12 protein-coding genes are annotated in these 15,052 nt (G+C 43.4%); 4 read left to right on the plus strand and 8 right to left on the minus strand.

Going from position 1 to position 15,052, the window contains the following annotated elements; all coding sequences use genetic code 11:
• Positions 1–14 precede the first annotated feature (14 nt).
• Together proC and AC6CHI_RS11615 are read left to right on the plus strand one after the other, a co-directional pair.
• Entirely contained in the window at positions 15–845 is an 831-nt protein-coding gene (gene proC / locus AC6CHI_RS11610; protein ID WP_498121402.1) for a pyrroline-5-carboxylate reductase, read from the plus strand.
• A 27-nt stretch (positions 846–872) separates the two neighbouring features.
• A complete protein-coding gene (locus AC6CHI_RS11615; protein WP_458892891.1) occupies positions 873–1,442 on the plus strand; it encodes a YggT family protein in 570 nt (189 codons plus the stop codon).
• Positions 1,443–1,518: 76 nt separating this feature from the next.
• Here AC6CHI_RS11615 and polA read toward each other — a convergent pair whose 3' ends face one another.
• Positions 1,519–4,281 carry a DNA polymerase I gene (polA, locus tag AC6CHI_RS11620; RefSeq protein WP_498121404.1) on the minus strand — a complete coding sequence of 921 codons (2,763 nt, stop codon included), beginning with the start codon at positions 4,279–4,281 and terminating at the stop codon, positions 1,519–1,521.
• A gap of 203 nt (positions 4,282–4,484) precedes the next feature.
• Between polA and AC6CHI_RS11625 the strand changes: the two genes are divergently transcribed.
• Positions 4,485–7,310, plus strand: a complete 2,826-nt coding sequence (locus AC6CHI_RS11625) for a DUF2339 domain-containing protein (RefSeq protein ID WP_498121405.1) — start codon at positions 4,485–4,487, stop codon at positions 7,308–7,310.
• Positions 7,311–7,312: 2 nt separating this feature from the next.
• On the opposite strand, the gene AC6CHI_RS11630 is transcribed toward AC6CHI_RS11625, so the two are convergent.
• The gene (locus AC6CHI_RS11630; protein ID WP_498121406.1) at positions 7,313–8,230 is read right to left on the minus strand and encodes a mechanosensitive ion channel family protein; all 918 of its coding nucleotides are present in this window, start codon (positions 8,228–8,230) and stop codon (positions 7,313–7,315) included.
• 9 nt (positions 8,231–8,239) lie between these two features.
• Complete coding sequence (locus tag AC6CHI_RS11635) at positions 8,240–9,064, minus strand: DUF432 domain-containing protein (RefSeq protein WP_458892887.1); 825 nt, start codon at positions 9,062–9,064, stop codon at positions 8,240–8,242.
• Between the two features lie 101 nt (positions 9,065–9,165).
• On the opposite strand from AC6CHI_RS11635, the gene gspE reads away from it, so the two are divergent.
• Positions 9,166–10,656: a type II secretion system ATPase GspE gene (gene gspE, locus AC6CHI_RS11640; RefSeq protein WP_458892886.1), complete on the plus strand. Its 1,491-nt coding sequence runs from the start codon at positions 9,166–9,168 to the stop codon at positions 10,654–10,656.
• A gap of 65 nt (positions 10,657–10,721) precedes the next feature.
• On the opposite strand, the gene AC6CHI_RS11645 is transcribed toward gspE, so the two are convergent.
• The 5 genes from AC6CHI_RS11645 to AC6CHI_RS11665 form a co-directional block, all read right to left on the minus strand.
• On the minus strand, positions 10,722–11,150 hold the full coding sequence (locus tag AC6CHI_RS11645) for an organic hydroperoxide resistance protein (RefSeq protein ID WP_498121407.1): 429 nt from the start codon (positions 11,148–11,150) through the stop codon (positions 10,722–10,724).
• A 243-nt stretch (positions 11,151–11,393) separates the two neighbouring features.
• Entirely contained in the window at positions 11,394–12,221 is an 828-nt protein-coding gene (locus AC6CHI_RS11650) for a carbon-nitrogen hydrolase family protein (RefSeq protein ID WP_458892884.1), read from the minus strand.
• 24 nt (positions 12,222–12,245) lie between these two features.
• The gene (gigB, locus tag AC6CHI_RS11655) at positions 12,246–12,767 is read right to left on the minus strand and encodes an anti-anti-sigma factor GigB (RefSeq protein ID WP_458892883.1); all 522 of its coding nucleotides are present in this window, start codon (positions 12,765–12,767) and stop codon (positions 12,246–12,248) included.
• Positions 12,768–12,880: 113 nt separating this feature from the next.
• Positions 12,881–13,849: an RsbU family protein phosphatase GigA gene (gigA, locus tag AC6CHI_RS11660; protein WP_458892882.1), complete on the minus strand. Its 969-nt coding sequence runs from the start codon at positions 13,847–13,849 to the stop codon at positions 12,881–12,883.
• A gap of 102 nt (positions 13,850–13,951) precedes the next feature.
• On the minus strand, positions 13,952–14,866 hold the full coding sequence (locus AC6CHI_RS11665) for an MlaA family lipoprotein (RefSeq protein ID WP_498121408.1): 915 nt from the start codon (positions 14,864–14,866) through the stop codon (positions 13,952–13,954).
• Positions 14,867–15,052: the final 186 nt, after the last annotated feature.

Here is a 15,052-nt window from a genome sequence, read left to right on the forward strand (position 1 = left end):
ATCGAGCGTAAATCATGAGTGCAGTTTTAAATTGTAATATTAGTTTTATTGGTGGCGGCAATATGGCTCAGGCCTTAATTGGAGGCTTAATTGCTCGCGGTATGCCAACCACACGTATTACAGTTTCTGATCCGTTTGAAAATATTCGTCAACTTTTACAAGAAAAAGATGTGCATGTAACGGATGATAATATTGCCGCAATTGAGCACGCAGATATTGTAGTTTTAGCAGTAAAGCCACAGGTGTTGACGACCGTATTAAAGCAATTGCATGGCTTACTTGATGGTAAGTTGGTGATTTCGATTGTGGCGGGTGCTGAAATTGAAACCATGGCCACTTTATCTGGCACAAACCGTATTGTGCGTGTTATGCCGAATACACCGGCTTTGGTACAAACGGGTGCACATGGTTTATTTGCGACTGAAGCCGTAGATGCCAAAGACCGTGAATTAGCCAGTCAAGTGCTCGCTGCAACAGGCTTAACCATTTGGGTCAATACTGAAGCGCAGATTGATGCGGTGACGGCTGTTTCTGGCTCAGGACCTGCTTATTTCTTCTATATGATGGAAAGCATGATTCGTGCAGGTAAGAACTTAGGTCTAGATGAAAAAGTAGCGACGGCTTTGACCTTACAAACGGCTTTAGGTGCAGCCCAAATGGCGATTACCAGTGCCAGCTCACCTTCAGAATTACGTAAAAATGTAACCTCTCCAAATGGCACGACGCAGGCAGCTTTAGAGGTCTTTGATCGTGCGCAAATTTCACAAAATATTCAGTCTGCTTTAGCGGCTGCGAAAAAACGCAGTCAAGAGTTGGCGCAAGAATTAAGTGAAAGTAGCAAATAATTAATTTTTAATTAGGAAAATTTAAATATGGGTGCAAGCTCTGCGCTAATTTTTGGCATTATTATTAACGTAGCGATTTTGCTCGTATTCTTCCGCTTTTTAATGCAATTAGCAGCGGTTAATCCTTACAACCCAGTGGTGATGTCGACAGCTAAAGCCACCAAGATCGTGGATATTTTTGGTCGTATTTTTCCGACACTGGGTAAAGGTCGGGTGAATACTGCGGCATTGGCTTTGGTGGTAGTGCTGTATTTATTAAAAATATTTGGCATCATGTATTTATCTGGTGCGATGCCGAACAGTCCAATTCATTTGGTGATTTTGACGTTTGTGACCATGATTCAGGACTTGATTCGTTTCTGTCGTTACCTGATTTTCGCGACGATTATTTTAAGTTGGGTGGTCATGTTTACCCAGTCTCGCTCACCTTATATTGAAGTCATTCAAGAATTGGCTGAGCCGTTATTGGCACCGTTCCGTCGTTTGTTGCCAAATATGGGGATGATTGATTTATCACCAATTATTGCCTTCTTGGCTTTATATATTGCTGAAATCATTATGAATGAAGTGGCAATTGCATTATTAACGGGTTTATAAAGTTTTCCTGCTTCATTTTCAAGATATAAAAAAGGACTCACTGGTGAGTCCTTTTTTATGCTTAGAATTTTATTGCTTAATGGGCTTCATCCCAGTTTTTGCCTTTGCCGACTTCAACCAATAATGGCACAGAAATTTCCAGTACCGATTGCATTACTTCAGCCAGTTTCGGTGCCAATTCATCGGCAATGTCAGCATCGACTTCAAACACCAATTCATCGTGGACCTGTAACAGCATTTTGGCTTGATCTTTCGGTAGCATTTTATCGACTTCAATCATGGCCATTTTAATGATGTCCGCAGCACTGCCTTGTAGTGGTGCATTAATGGCAGCACGTTCAGCGGCTTTACGAATCATCATGTTACGGGCATCAATTTCAGGGGTATATAAGCGACGCCCCAAAATAGTCTCGACAAATCCTTGTTCCAACGCCACCTGACGAGTACGTTGCATATACTCATAAATGCCAGGGTAACGGTGGAAATACTGTTTGATATAGTTTTGTGATTCTTCGCGGGTAAAGCCCAATTGACGAATCAAACCAAATTCCGACATGCCATACAATAGACCGAAGTTCACCGCCTTAGCTTGGCGACGTTGATCATGGGTCACCTGTTCGAGCGGAATATTCAAAACTTCAGAGGCAGTACGACGGTGCACATCCTGTCCGTGGCGGAAAGCATCGAGTAGGGCATCATCCTGAGAAAAATGGGCCATTAAGCGCAGTTCAATTTGTGAATAATCGGCTGCAAGTAATACACGACCTTCTGGGGCAATAAAGGCTTTACGAATTTGACGGCCAATTTCTTCGCGCACCGGAATATTTTGCAAGTTCGGATCGGTAGAGGATAAACGTCCTGTCGCCGTCAAGGCTTGGTGATAGCTGGTATGCACACGATGCGTTGCATTGTTGGCTTGTTTGAGCAGACCATCGGTATAGGTGCTTTTCAGTTTGGACAGGCCACGATAATCCAAAATTAAGGCACTGATTGGATGATCAATTTTTTCTAAAATACTTTCGCTGGTGCTGTATTGACCGGTTGAGGTCTTTTTACCGCCTTTTAAGCCCAATTTTTCAAACAGGATTTCACCTACTTGTTTCGGGGAGCTGACATTAAACGACTGTCCAGCCAATTCGGTAATCTGGTTTTCCAGATTTTGCATGGTTTTAGAAAAATCTTCACCCAATTGATCGAGGAATTGGAGATCAAGCTGAATGCCATTTTCTTCCATGTGCGTTAAAACACGCGCTACAGGCACTTCAATATTATGCAAAATATTAATCAGTTCTGGATGGGCTTTGAGCTTTTTATCCAGTACTTCATACAGGCGGAAGGTGACATGGGCATCTTCAGCTGCATAATGTGCTGCAGTTTCAATCTCAATCTGATTAAAGGTCTTTTGTTTGACACCTTTGCCGGCCACTTCTTCATAGGTGGTGGTGAGGTGGCTTAAATAGAGACGTGCAACATCATCCATGCCATGACGAGTGGCGACGGAATTCAACACATAAGAGGCCAGCATGGTATCAAAATACCAACCTTGTAGCTCAATGCCATGATTAGCAAAAATGTGGGCATCGTATTTTAGATGATGTCCGATTTTCTTGATCTCAGGATTTTCTAAGATGGGCTTGATTTGCGCTAAGACCTGATCACGTTCCAATTGCGCAGGCGCCCCTTCGTAGTCATGCGCGAGTGGGACGTAATAAGCATCTTCAGCATCAAAAGCAATTGAGAAACCAACCATTTCCGCTACACGATAATCTAGACTGGTGGTTTCGGTATCAATCGCAAACTTGTGGGCATTCTGCATACGTTGTAACAGTTTGTCCCATACTTCTGCGGAGAGTACGGTATGGTAGTTGGCTTGACCGAGTTGATCATCAACACTACTTAAGGTCGCTTGATCTTCCGTTTCAATCGGAGCAGGTGCAGCCGTTTGTTGCAGGCTGGCATTACTTTGTTTGTTTTTACTGTTGTTAGGATTGTTCGGGTGATCAAGGGACTGTAACTGATTACGGAATTCGAGCTCGGTATATAAGCGACGTAATTCATTCACGTTCGGATCTTGCAAGGCAAGGTCTTCGTAGCAAATGCCGATGTCTAAATCACAGACGATGCTGGCCAATTGATGGTCAATCGCAATGTTGTCGACATTTTCTTTAATGTTTAGTCCGACCTTGCCTTTAATCTTGTCGACATTTTCTAAGATGCCACCAATCGAGCCATATTCGGTGAGCAGTTTTGCCGCAGTTTTTGCACCAACCCCTGGCACGCCCATAATGCCGTCAGAAGCATCACCCATTAAGGTTAGGTAGTCGATAATTTGATTTGGCCACACGCCGAACTTTTCAAAAACACCATTCACATCCATTGGCTTTTCTTTAAAGCTGTCTTCGAGGGTCACTTTTTCGGTGACCAGCTGAGCCATATCTTTATCGCCTGTGGAAATCAGTACTTGCTGTCCTTTGGCTTCAGCCCGTTTTGCCAATGTTCCGATAATATCATCGGCTTCAGCACCTGGGAGCATGTGAACTGGAATGCCTAAAGCACGAATCAGCGCATGTAGATAGGGGATTTGCTGTGCCAGTTCATCAGGCATGCTAGGGCGGTCACCTTTGTAGATCGGAGATAATTCATGGCGGAAGGTGGGTTCTGGTGTATCAAAAATGACAGCCATATGGGTCGGTTGAGTACGACGCATCAATTTTTGAATGGCAGAAATTGCGCCACGTACCGCATTGGTATGCAACCCTGTAGACGTGGTCAGCGGGGGAACCGCGTGAAAGGCGCGAAATAAAAAGTATGACCCATCGACCAATACAAAAGGTGGCATGCTGTAAACCTTGATTATGAACTCAGGCATATATTACGTGAAAAAGCCAAATCTGTCTTATTGGCGATGTAATCCTGTCTGGGACATGAATGGAAATTATCATGACAAGTCCATAAATTTGCAGCATTTTGTATGTAAAACTGCCTGCTCGAAGCCTGATCAAGTAAGATGAATTGAAGTCAGCTGCATAACTTAATTTCGCCATGTATAAAAAAGACAAGCAGGGCATGCTGTGGTTATTGATTGCATTAAGCATCCTGTTGCTGGTTGCAATCGGTTTGCAATGGCAATCTGCGCTATTTGCTGCGGCCATTGGATTGACTGTCGTGATGGTTCAGGTAATTACTAATCTGCATCAGCGCTTATTACACTTAGAACAGTCGCAAACGCCTTCTGTTGTTCAACCCGCTAGTCTGGGCACACAACAACTCCTGATTTATGTAGCCGCTTTTGCTGCACTCTGGGGATATGCCCACACGTGGATTTGGCTGGTGGTAGGGGCATTATTGCTGTTACTGCTCTGCATGATTCAAGTGATCAGTAATTTTCAAACACGTTTAGCTCGATTAGAACAGACGCAACAGTCTTCGGCAGAACTATCTTTAGCCACGGGCATGCTCAAGCCATCTGAACAGTCGGCCGTTACTTCACCACCACCACTACAGCCGCAGCTGAGCATCACTCAGCAAAATGATCCTACACTTCAGCAACCTGTACAGCATGAGCACGCTCTACCTGAAAGACCGTCAGTTGCATGGTGGCAACCTGCACTCGACTGGATGAAACATGGCAACCCGATTTTAAGAGTTGCGGTTACGCTACTTATGGTCGGTGTTGTGTTGTTGTTACGCTTTGCCAGCGAACATTGGCAGCTGAGCTTGGCGGTGAAACTGGGCTTTATCGCGTTCGCGGGTGGTGCCACGACTGTTTTCGGCTATCTGTTGCAACGAAAAAATACGTTATTTGCGATTGCCTTACAGGGTGTGGGCTTAGCCGTTATTTTCCTGACGTTAATCTTTGCGCATCATTTTGCCATCGTAGCCAGCTTGATGTGGGCAAGTGGCTTATGCGTGATTGTACTGGGGATTACTGTTGTTTTAAGCCTGAAACAGCAAGCGTTGTATCTGGCAATTTTAGCACTCAGTATGGCGTATCTAGCGCCTTTGCTGATTCCACACACTCATCCTGATGTGGTGTTCTTATTTGCCTATTATTGGGTCATCAATTTGGCTGTGGTGGTGCTGAACTTTTTGCAACCATGGAAAATTCTGCACCAAATTGCTTTTTTTGCCACCATGTTTATTGGGGGGACGGTGGTGGGTATCTATGCAGAACATAAGCAGCTGCATACCCTTGATATGATTTTATGGCTGCACATCGCATTATTTATTTGGTTGAGTATTCGCTACAGTCAGCTCATGCTGAAAGCTCAATCGCAGCAACAGGCTATGTTTGAGTCGAGAAAAAAATTGCAGCCCATTTTAGATGTGGGTTTAATATTTAGTGTACCTGTCTTGGGTTTTTCTTTACATGCTTTCTTGATGCATGATTCAACCACGGCATTGACTTGGGGTGCTGTTGCTTTAGCCGTCACCTATGCTGCATTACATTTCTGGATAAAGCGTCGCTATCCAGAGTTGTCCATTTTGGCGAAAAGCTTCTTTATTTTAGCCGTGGTCTTTACTGCGCTAATTTTTCCATTGGCTAAAGGGGCGCATTGGACGTCCACAGGTTGGGTGATACAGGGGACAGCCTTAATTGTTTGGGGGATTACTGAACGCTATCGTTTGAGCCGTTATGTGGGGGTGGTTCTGGTTTTGATCAGTTCGATTGCCCTGATGTATCAGGTCTGGTCGAATGATCATTTTCCGATTTTAACGACGCTTATTTATGCCTTGGCTCAATTTATTTCTGCCTTCTATTTACTGCATTATCAACAAGTCGAGAAGTATTTCAGTGCGCGCATGCTTAGCAGTATTTTCCTGATCTCTGGTATGTATGCTGGTGCTTTGGCTGGGGTGGAAGTGCTGCATGGGCAGGCATGGGCCTTCAGTTACTCGATTGCTATCGCAACACTGTTGCTGGCGCTGTTCAGTTTAGTGGTGCATCTAAAATCTAAATTAGAGTGGCAAAATGTGCAACTGGTATTACTGGGTGGACTTTTGCTGCTGCTGTACCTGCTAAGTCTGCTCGAAGCAGTTTTTACCACGCAGCAATGGTCCAGTACCCCTGTGCAATACAGTGTTGCGGTGAGTGCAATCACTTTAAGTTTAATCTTGCTGATGATGCCGCGTGTTCCAGATCGAATTAGCAATTCGCTATGGTCAGGCATGCTGTGTTTTAGTCTGGCAGGTATTGGTCTGGCAGTTTTTCCACAGATGCCAATTGCGGCACTAGGCATTGTGCCACTGGGTTACGCCTGCTTACAATTCATGCACCATAACCCCCGGTTTTTACATCAACAATCGGTGTGGAGTTTGGGGCTGTTATGGTTGTTGATCTTGAACCTCGACCCTTATTCTGCAACTCAGTATTATGTGATCCCATTACTCAATTTGACCGATCTCCTCTCACTCGGGATGTTGCTCGGCTTATTGTGGCTGATTTATCATCATGATTTTCAGCAACGGCAAAGTGTTGAATGGGGCTTTAAAGTCAGCACGATCCTGATCGGACTGTTGGTGTTTAGTAGTGTGGTGGTTCGAGCCATGCATCATTATCTGGCAACCCCATTATGGGGCAGTGCGATTTGGCGAGATGGTTCGGTACAGCTCAGTTTGACTTTATTGTGGGTGATTCTAGCCTTTGTCTTGATGACTTTTTCCAGTCGACGGCAGATACGTCAGATCTGGTTTGTGGGATCGGCGCTGTTGGCGATTGTCGTGGTTAAACTGTTGTTGTTGGATTTATCGCAAAGTGGAACCTTAACGCGGGTGATTTCATTTATTGCATCGGGTGTGGTGATGTTGGTGATTGCATATCTTGCACCTTTACCTCCAAGTCTGCTTGAGCCCAAAAAAGAGCGATAATTTTATCGCTCTTTTTGTTCCTGTTTCAGCTCTTTGGCATAAGCATACTGGTCGATTTCATCTTTTTCTTTTGGACGTGGTCGATCAATAATACCCATTTTAGGTACAGGGATTTCAATCTGATTTTCCAAGAAACCATTACGGACCCGTTCCTGTAATTCATCGCGTGCTTTAATGAAAATGTCTTGTCGACACCAGACGGCAAATAGAATTTCAATGGTGGATTCACGAAAGGCGGTTACAGTCACTTCAGGTTTGGGATCATCTAGAGCCAGCGGATATCGTGCGGCGACATCGAGCAGAACTTCGCGGACTTTGATGATGTCTTCCTGAAAATTAATGGCCAGAGTAATTGGAATGCGTCGTATTGGAAATTTAGATAAATTCATCACGGGCGCACGAATCAACTGTTCGTTGGGTAGGCGCACATAAATATTGTCTAAAGTGAGCAGTTTGACTGAGAGTAAATCAATCGAAATCACTTCGCCTTCAATCACATGACCACGAATTAAGGTAATTTGAATGGTATCGCCCACTTCGAAAGAACCTTCGCCAATCAGGAATAGCCCACTAATTAAGTTACTGGCGGAAGTTTGTGACGCGAAACCTAAAGCTACGGTCAGAATCCCTGCGGCACCTAAAAAGACACTCAGTTTAAAACCGGCTTCTTTTAGGCTCGCCATAATAAACAGCAAGAAAATAAAGTAGAAAATCCCGCGGCGCCAAACCATGCTTTGATGGGCATTAAAGCGTTGTCCAACCGTGCGGATAAAGGTATTCGAGACTACGCGTGCCAAAACAAAGCCAATTAGGCACAAAACTAAGGCGACCAGAATCTCACTCAGGCGCTCAAGGTTAATATTGGTGAAAATTCCTTTAAGGCTGACTGCAACATCTTTAGGAATATTGGTATCTGGCATAACAGCCTCCTAAAAAAATGAGTCAAACATATTGAATAAGGCACCGCCAGGGGAGCGAGGTGCATGCACATAGGTCACTTCGCCCGCCAAAGGCGGAGTCCGGTTTTCAATTTTAATCCGTGGTGGGCGATCTAAATCTTCATGCACCACTTTAATTTGTGACGTCCACAGCCGATCGGTACTTTCGCTGTAAAATAGTGGCAGTGCGGCAACGGGCACATTCATGCGGTCAAAGCGTAATTGCTGTCCGCTGGTATTGTGAAACTCAATCGGAGTCACCGCGCGAAATGGACTTGGCTTGAGCAGATTTAACTCGGTGCGCCCATCAACGGCCGTGGCATAGCACATTTCACCAGTGCGTTGGTCTGGACCAAACCAGGTGTCTTTAGGTTGCATCATCGGTAGATCAAATAAGGGTTCGCGTTGGCTTTCCACAAATCCTGCAATCCATAATGGTGTGCTGATATACAACGTACCGCGCTGTCCTGCAGGAATGTAAATTGGATCGACGGGCTTAATTACCACTGAGCGATCGGCCAAACGAGGCATCAAATGAAAGGTTTCATGAGTTTTGCGAAACATATACCGTTCAATTTTAATCGGTTGTGGAAAAGCAAAGTCAGGATCCTCAATGGTTTTCCATTTGCGTTCAGAGTCTTTTTGAAATTGTGGGCGATGGTATTCAAGCCGCCATTCATTAATACTACGGGTTAAACGAAACAATAAAGTGCCGAACTGCCATGTTCTGGCTTGGTTTAATTCGAATTTTTGTTCTCCCCACCATTTTAGGGGAAGATGCTCCGCAGGAGCATGCTCTAAATCAGATGCTGCCAAAATAAAAAAATCCTCTAGTCAGTTCAGTCAAAAACAGACTTCACGCTGTCATAAGCTTAGAGTACACTCAAAAGCCTCTTTTTCATCATTATAATTTTGTGATGCAAATACTTAAACAAATACAAATTCCTTATAGTTTTGCCAAACGACATGGCGTTTTACTTCGATATGAAGGTGATCAGATTTTTATTGTGCGACGTGAAAATACCGCATGGATTGCATTACAAGAAGCGCGCCGTTTACTCAATGCTCCAGCCCATTATGAATTATTAGATGACCAAAAATTTAATGCTTTGTTAAGTTCCAGTTATGCTGGAGATACCGGAGAATCTCAGCAAGTCGCGGCAGGACTAGAAGATCATCCCGATTTACTCAGTTTGGCCGATCAAGTCCCTGAAGCAGAAGATTTAATGGATCAGGAAGATGATGCGCCAATTGTCCGTTTAATTAATGCCTTGCTTTCGGAGGCGATTCGCGTTGGTGCTTCGGATATTCATATTGAGGCGTTTGAAAAGAAACTTTCAGTGCGCTTGCGGGTCGATGGTCAACTGCGTGAAATTGTCCAGCCGCGCCGTGAATTGGCACCGCTTTTGGTGTCTCGTATTAAAGTGATGGCAAAACTGGATATTGCTGAAAAGCGCATTCCGCAAGATGGACGTATTTCATTGCGTCTTGCAGGGCGAGAAGTGGATGTCCGTGTTTCGACCTTACCGTCCTCGCATGGTGAGCGGGTGGTCATGCGTCTGTTGGATAAACAGGCTGGACGTTTAAACATGACTCATTTGGGCTTGTTACAGCCAGACTATCAACGTCTGACGCAATTGGTACATCGCCCACACGGGATTATTCTGGTCACGGGGCCGACAGGTTCGGGGAAAACCACCACTTTGTATGCGGCTTTATCTGATTTGAATGATAACACTCGTAATATTCTGACGGCAGAAGATCCGATTGAATATCAACTGGAAGGGATTGGTCAGACTCAGGTCAATACCAAGGTAGATATGACCTTTGCAAGAGCGTTAAAAGCCATGTTGCGTCAAGATCCTGATGTAGTGATGGTCGGAGAAATTCGTGATCTAGAAACCGCTGAAATTGCGGTGCAAGCATCCTTAACGGGTCACTTGGTTCTATCGACCTTGCACACCAACACCGCAATAGGTGCGGTCACCCGTTTAAAAGATATGGGGATTGAGCCGTTCTTGTTATCCAGTTCATTAATCGGAGTTATTGCCCAGCGTCTAGTGCGAACCTTATGTCCACATTGTACCACTTGGCGGGAAGCGGATGCTTTTGAACAGCAAATGTTTCAACATCTGCAGACTTCAGTTTCGGGGCTGAAATTGCCAGAGCCGCATGGTTGTGAACAGTGTTTGCATGTCGGTTTTAGTGGGCGAACCGCAATTTATGAAATTGTACCTGTCGATGAGTCCATGCGCCGTCTGATTCATGGCAATGCAGCTGAGTTTGAATTAGAAAATTATGCGCGACAGCATTCAGGCTCAATACGCGATGATGGTTTGCGCAAAGTTCTGGCGGGTAAAACCACCTTGGAAGAAGTGCTACGTGTCACCAATGCGACTGAAGAATAATCATGCAATAAAATACTGCATAAAAAAATGCGCTCCTCGTTGAGCGCATTTTTATTGTTCGATGCTTATGCGGTAAGAATATTAAAATTTACGTCAATATTGCCACGCGTTGCATTTGAATAAGGGCAAACAATATGTGCCGCTGCCACCAGTTTTTCTGCTTCAGCAGTATCCATGGCAGGAAGGTGAACATTCAATGTCACTTCAATGCCAAAACCTGTTGGAATAGGGCCAATCCCGACTTCACCTTCAATAAAAGCATCAGCGGGCATTTTAAATTGATCACGATTAGCTACAAATTTCAGTGCACCAAGAAAGCAAGCTGAATAACCCGCAGCAAAGAGCTGTTCGGGATTGGTGCCACCACCCATACCGCCCATTTCTTTAGGTACGGTTAATTTGACATCGAGAATACCATCATCTGAAACGGCACGGCCATCACGACCTCCTGTAGCCTTTGCTTTTGCACGATATACGACTTGTTCTAACGACATTTTATCCACCCAATAATATTGTGTACAAATATATCGTACACGATTTAAATTAAAGTTCAAGAAACAAACAAACCGATTTGTAGAAAAAGGGTAAACATTTTTCTTCAAAAAGAGCAGACCAGATGTGTGATTAATCTATTGAGAAGTTTAGGGTGGGCTAGGTCTAAAATACAGAGCTTGTGCTTAGGCATACAGCCTTAGCAACTTGAATGGAAATCACACTTCAACTAGAGTGTTAAAGGATTAGCCATAATGTGCCAGTCGGCGATGTTGCATCAAAGGCATAGAGGCACGAATGTGTTCTTGTTCTTGCAAATCAAATGGCACTGTAATTAATTGGGCGCCTTCAGCAGTCACGATATCCAACAGCTGTCCACGACTATTGGTGGCGGCTGTATGTCCCCAGGTTTGACGTTTCTCACCATGCCAGCCTTGCTGTGCTGCACCTAAAACCTGACATTGACTGTCCATGGCACGTGCCTGTAACAGCAGTTGCCAGTGCATTTGACCCGTCGTGTAAGTAAAGGCGGCTGGCGCAGTCAGAATATGAGCACCACGTGCACGCAAGTGTAAGGCCAGTTCAGGAAAGCGTAAGTCATAGCACACCATCATCCCAATATTGCCAAAGGGAGTTTGGGCAACCACAATGTCTGTGCCAGGTTCAAAAAACTTGGATTCTTGATAGCCGCCAACAGCATCACCCACTTGTACATCAAACAAGTGGATTTTGTCATAGCGTGCTTCAGTACCTTCAGGACTAATACATAAACTGACGGTACGTACACGACCATCTTGAATCACTGAACCATCAGGACGAAAAGGACAAGGCAAAGTCCCTGCCACAATCCAGATTTCATATTGATGGGCAAGAACTTCAAGTCGCTTTTGAATACTCTCAAACTGTTCAGCGGTTTCGCGCTGCTTCCCTGCAGCAAAACAGACAAAGTTTTCAGGGAAAACCACTAAGGATGAACCTAGCGCTTTACTCTGTTGAATAAATGCCTCAATGACCTTGAAGTTTTCTTCAATGTCATTTTGAGAATTCATTTGAGCAACAGAAAGTAAAGGCATGTGTTGTTCCTTGCAACGGGTGCATTAAGCGTTTTGCTGACTAGACGCTTGTTCCAGATTATCTTGTTCTTTTTGGAGTTGTTTGACCAGCGGTTCAAACATATTCTGATTACTTTCGTTCAATTTCATTAAGGTTTTATGCGCATCCAGTACCGTGGTCAGCATATTGCTATGGGTCACGTGTTCTTCCATTAATTCACGTGTGCATACGCTTGGATCACCGCAGTAATTCAAGATGACAAAAACCTGACCCAAGCCCATGCTATTGGCTAAAGTCGTGATATCTGGATTGGTTGATAACATGACAGCTTGAATGTTATGCACTTGCTTTAGCTTCAAACCTAATTTGGCTAAAATACCTAACACGGTGCTGTCGATAAATGTTGTTTGGGTTAAATCTACGATTGCCCCAACTACATTTGACTGTTGTTCAATTCGGTTTAAAAGTTTGTCTAGACTGATACAAGATTGGGCACGCACTTCGCCAATAAGCTTAAAAATATGCGTTCCATCCAAACTTGCATATTCAACATGACCTGTTGACATATAAATGCCATTTTCAGAGAAGGATAGGAAAATTATCACATAGGGCAAGTGTAGACTCAAGTATTCTTGAGTCGTAGATATATGTCTTAATGTTTAAGTATTTGAAAAACAAATTAATTCATTCTGCATAAACTTAAAATAGCAATGTCATCAGCCACATGTTCAGGGGCTTGGAATGATTGATTTTGCAAGTGGTAGACCAATTGTTCAAATTGTTCGTTCAATCCGCCATCAAAAGGTTCTAGAGCGCCATCTGAACAAATAATGAAACGGGTCTGTTTATTTAAGACACACTCAAATTCTTCAACCTCTAAATCTTCCGTCAGACCTAAAGGAAAGCTACTGGTGTTTAAGATTTTTGGAGGATGATTTGGTTCTAACATAATAGCTGGAGGATAATGTCCAGCGCTGGACCATTTTAACACGTGGGTTTCTAAATTCAGTGTACCCGCAATCATGGTGATATGTTTTTCAATATTTTCCTGTACCAACATCCCATTCAGCTTTTTAATCAATTCTCTTGGTGTCTTAGAACGACCATGAAAGGCCGCCATCCAAGAGGTCAGCAAGCTACTGGTGACACCATGACCCGAAACATCGGCTAAATAGAAAATGATTTCTTTATCACTGAGTTTCCAATAGTCATACCAATCTCCAGAAAGATAGGCAGATGGTTGAAAAAGGGTTTCAATACGATAGTTGGTTAATTCAATCGGATTAGGGAGTAACCGTTTTTGTAATTCAGCCGCAGAAGGCAGGTCTCGGCTATCTTGGTTACGCTTATATTGTGCGTCGATTTTTAATAAAGAGTGTTCTGGATTTGCCGGAAGTCGATTCCAGATCCAGCCTGCAAGTGCACCCATTTCCCACGCTTGTGCCAAGGCAGTACCTTCACTTTCAAAAGCCAAGACAATCGTGGGTAAATTCCATTGATGAATTAAATAATCTTGCACATCAGCAATGGCAATAATTGTAGGATCATACAAATCTATGTCATCTATGTGAATCATTTGTACACTCGGGAGAGTGTTAATCACCTGATCTAAATAAGGAATATTGCGAGTCGGTTGAATGAAATACATATATAAATTGTATGATCCTTACGTTTACTTCGTTAGATGTACTATATCAATCAAGTAATTGCTAGAAAAAGTATAATTTTACCTGAGAATAAGTTTTACAAATTATTCGGAAGGCGTTGAAAGATCCTCATCTAGGCTATCATCAGTTTCTTCATCAATAAAAGAAATATTGTCTGCATCCAAGCCACGTTTCTGGGCAATCTCAAAGTTTTTACGCTGCAAGTAGATGTCGCGAATCGCAGCATAGCGATCACCTTGCAATACATCTTCAACATCAAGAATCTGAGCACGGGTATCAATACCACGCAACACTTGATCCGACCAATATAAACCATCCTGATCATCAAAAAGATAACGCTGTGGACGAGCCTGACCATCTACAAAGAAACCAACACCATCACGGAACGTGCTTGGACCTATAATCGGTAAAACTATATATGGGCCAGAGGGAACGCCGTAATATCCCATCGTTGTTCCCAATCCTTCTTCTTCCATATCCAAACCAAGACGACGTGCAGGATCAGCAAAACCTAAAGTTGTGACAGAGTTAATGGTAAATCGACCTAAAGATTTTGCAGCACGTAATGGTCGGCCTTGAATTAACTGATTCACCGCATTCCAAGGTTCATTTAGGTTTTTACGAAAAGCGCGATAAGAACCACGTACAGTGTCTGGAACTTTTTTCTTATATTGAACAGCAACAGGACGAGCAAAGTTTCGGTCAACAACATCGTTGAGCGCAAAGATCTGACGATTCAACGGTTGAAGGGGATCTTTTACTTCATCAGGTTGTGCCGCATTTGCATTCACTTTTAAATCTGTAGCTTTAACATTCTTAAGTTCTTTAAGCGATTCAAAAGTCGAAGTTGCAGTTGGGGCAGAGGCTGTAGTATCTGTACCCACTTCAGCAGCTGTGCTTTCTGTATTGGCAATTGCTACAGTGTCATTGGCTTGAAGAGTTGGGGCAAGGCTAACAGCTATAAGTGCAGCACATAAATAATAGTGAGTATGATGCATAATAGATCCAAGACAATTCTTAATTTTTAGCTCAAATTTAAGAAACCGTCTAAAATTAAAGAGTATAAGCGGTATTGTAACAGTAGTTTTCTTTGCTGTATTAAAACAAATTTGATCATAATATGTAAAAAAAACTCATTTTGGTTCAAAAAACGCACACTCAAAAGCATAAGTTAAAAAAGGGGG

Source organism: Acinetobacter sp. GQ146 (assembly GCF_059758585.1).

What these genes read in the sequence shown, in the direction of transcription:
- proC (WP_498121402.1), top strand. Translation starts at nt 15, where the DNA reads ATGAGTGCAGTTTTAAATTGTAATATTAGTTTTATTGGTGGCGGCAAT.
- AC6CHI_RS11615 (WP_458892891.1), top strand. Translation starts at nt 873, where the DNA reads ATGGGTGCAAGCTCTGCGCTAATTTTTGGCATTATTATTAACGTAGCG.
- polA (WP_498121404.1), bottom strand. Translation starts at nt 4,281, where the DNA reads ATGCCACCTTTTGTATTGGTCGATGGGTCATACTTTTTATTTCGCGCC.
- AC6CHI_RS11625 (WP_498121405.1), top strand. Translation starts at nt 4,485, where the DNA reads ATGTATAAAAAAGACAAGCAGGGCATGCTGTGGTTATTGATTGCATTA.
- AC6CHI_RS11630 (WP_498121406.1), bottom strand. Translation starts at nt 8,230, where the DNA reads ATGCCAGATACCAATATTCCTAAAGATGTTGCAGTCAGCCTTAAAGGA.
- gspE (WP_458892886.1), top strand. Translation starts at nt 9,166, where the DNA reads ATGCAAATACTTAAACAAATACAAATTCCTTATAGTTTTGCCAAACGA.
- AC6CHI_RS11645 (WP_498121407.1), bottom strand. Translation starts at nt 11,150, where the DNA reads ATGTCGTTAGAACAAGTCGTATATCGTGCAAAAGCAAAGGCTACAGGA.
- AC6CHI_RS11650 (WP_458892884.1), bottom strand. Translation starts at nt 12,221, where the DNA reads ATGCCTTTACTTTCTGTTGCTCAAATGAATTCTCAAAATGACATTGAA.
- gigB (WP_458892883.1), bottom strand. Translation starts at nt 12,767, where the DNA reads ATGTCAACAGGTCATGTTGAATATGCAAGTTTGGATGGAACGCATATT.
- gigA (WP_458892882.1), bottom strand. Translation starts at nt 13,849, where the DNA reads ATGTATTTCATTCAACCGACTCGCAATATTCCTTATTTAGATCAGGTG.
- AC6CHI_RS11665 (WP_498121408.1), bottom strand. Translation starts at nt 14,866, where the DNA reads ATGCATCATACTCACTATTATTTATGTGCTGCACTTATAGCTGTTAGC.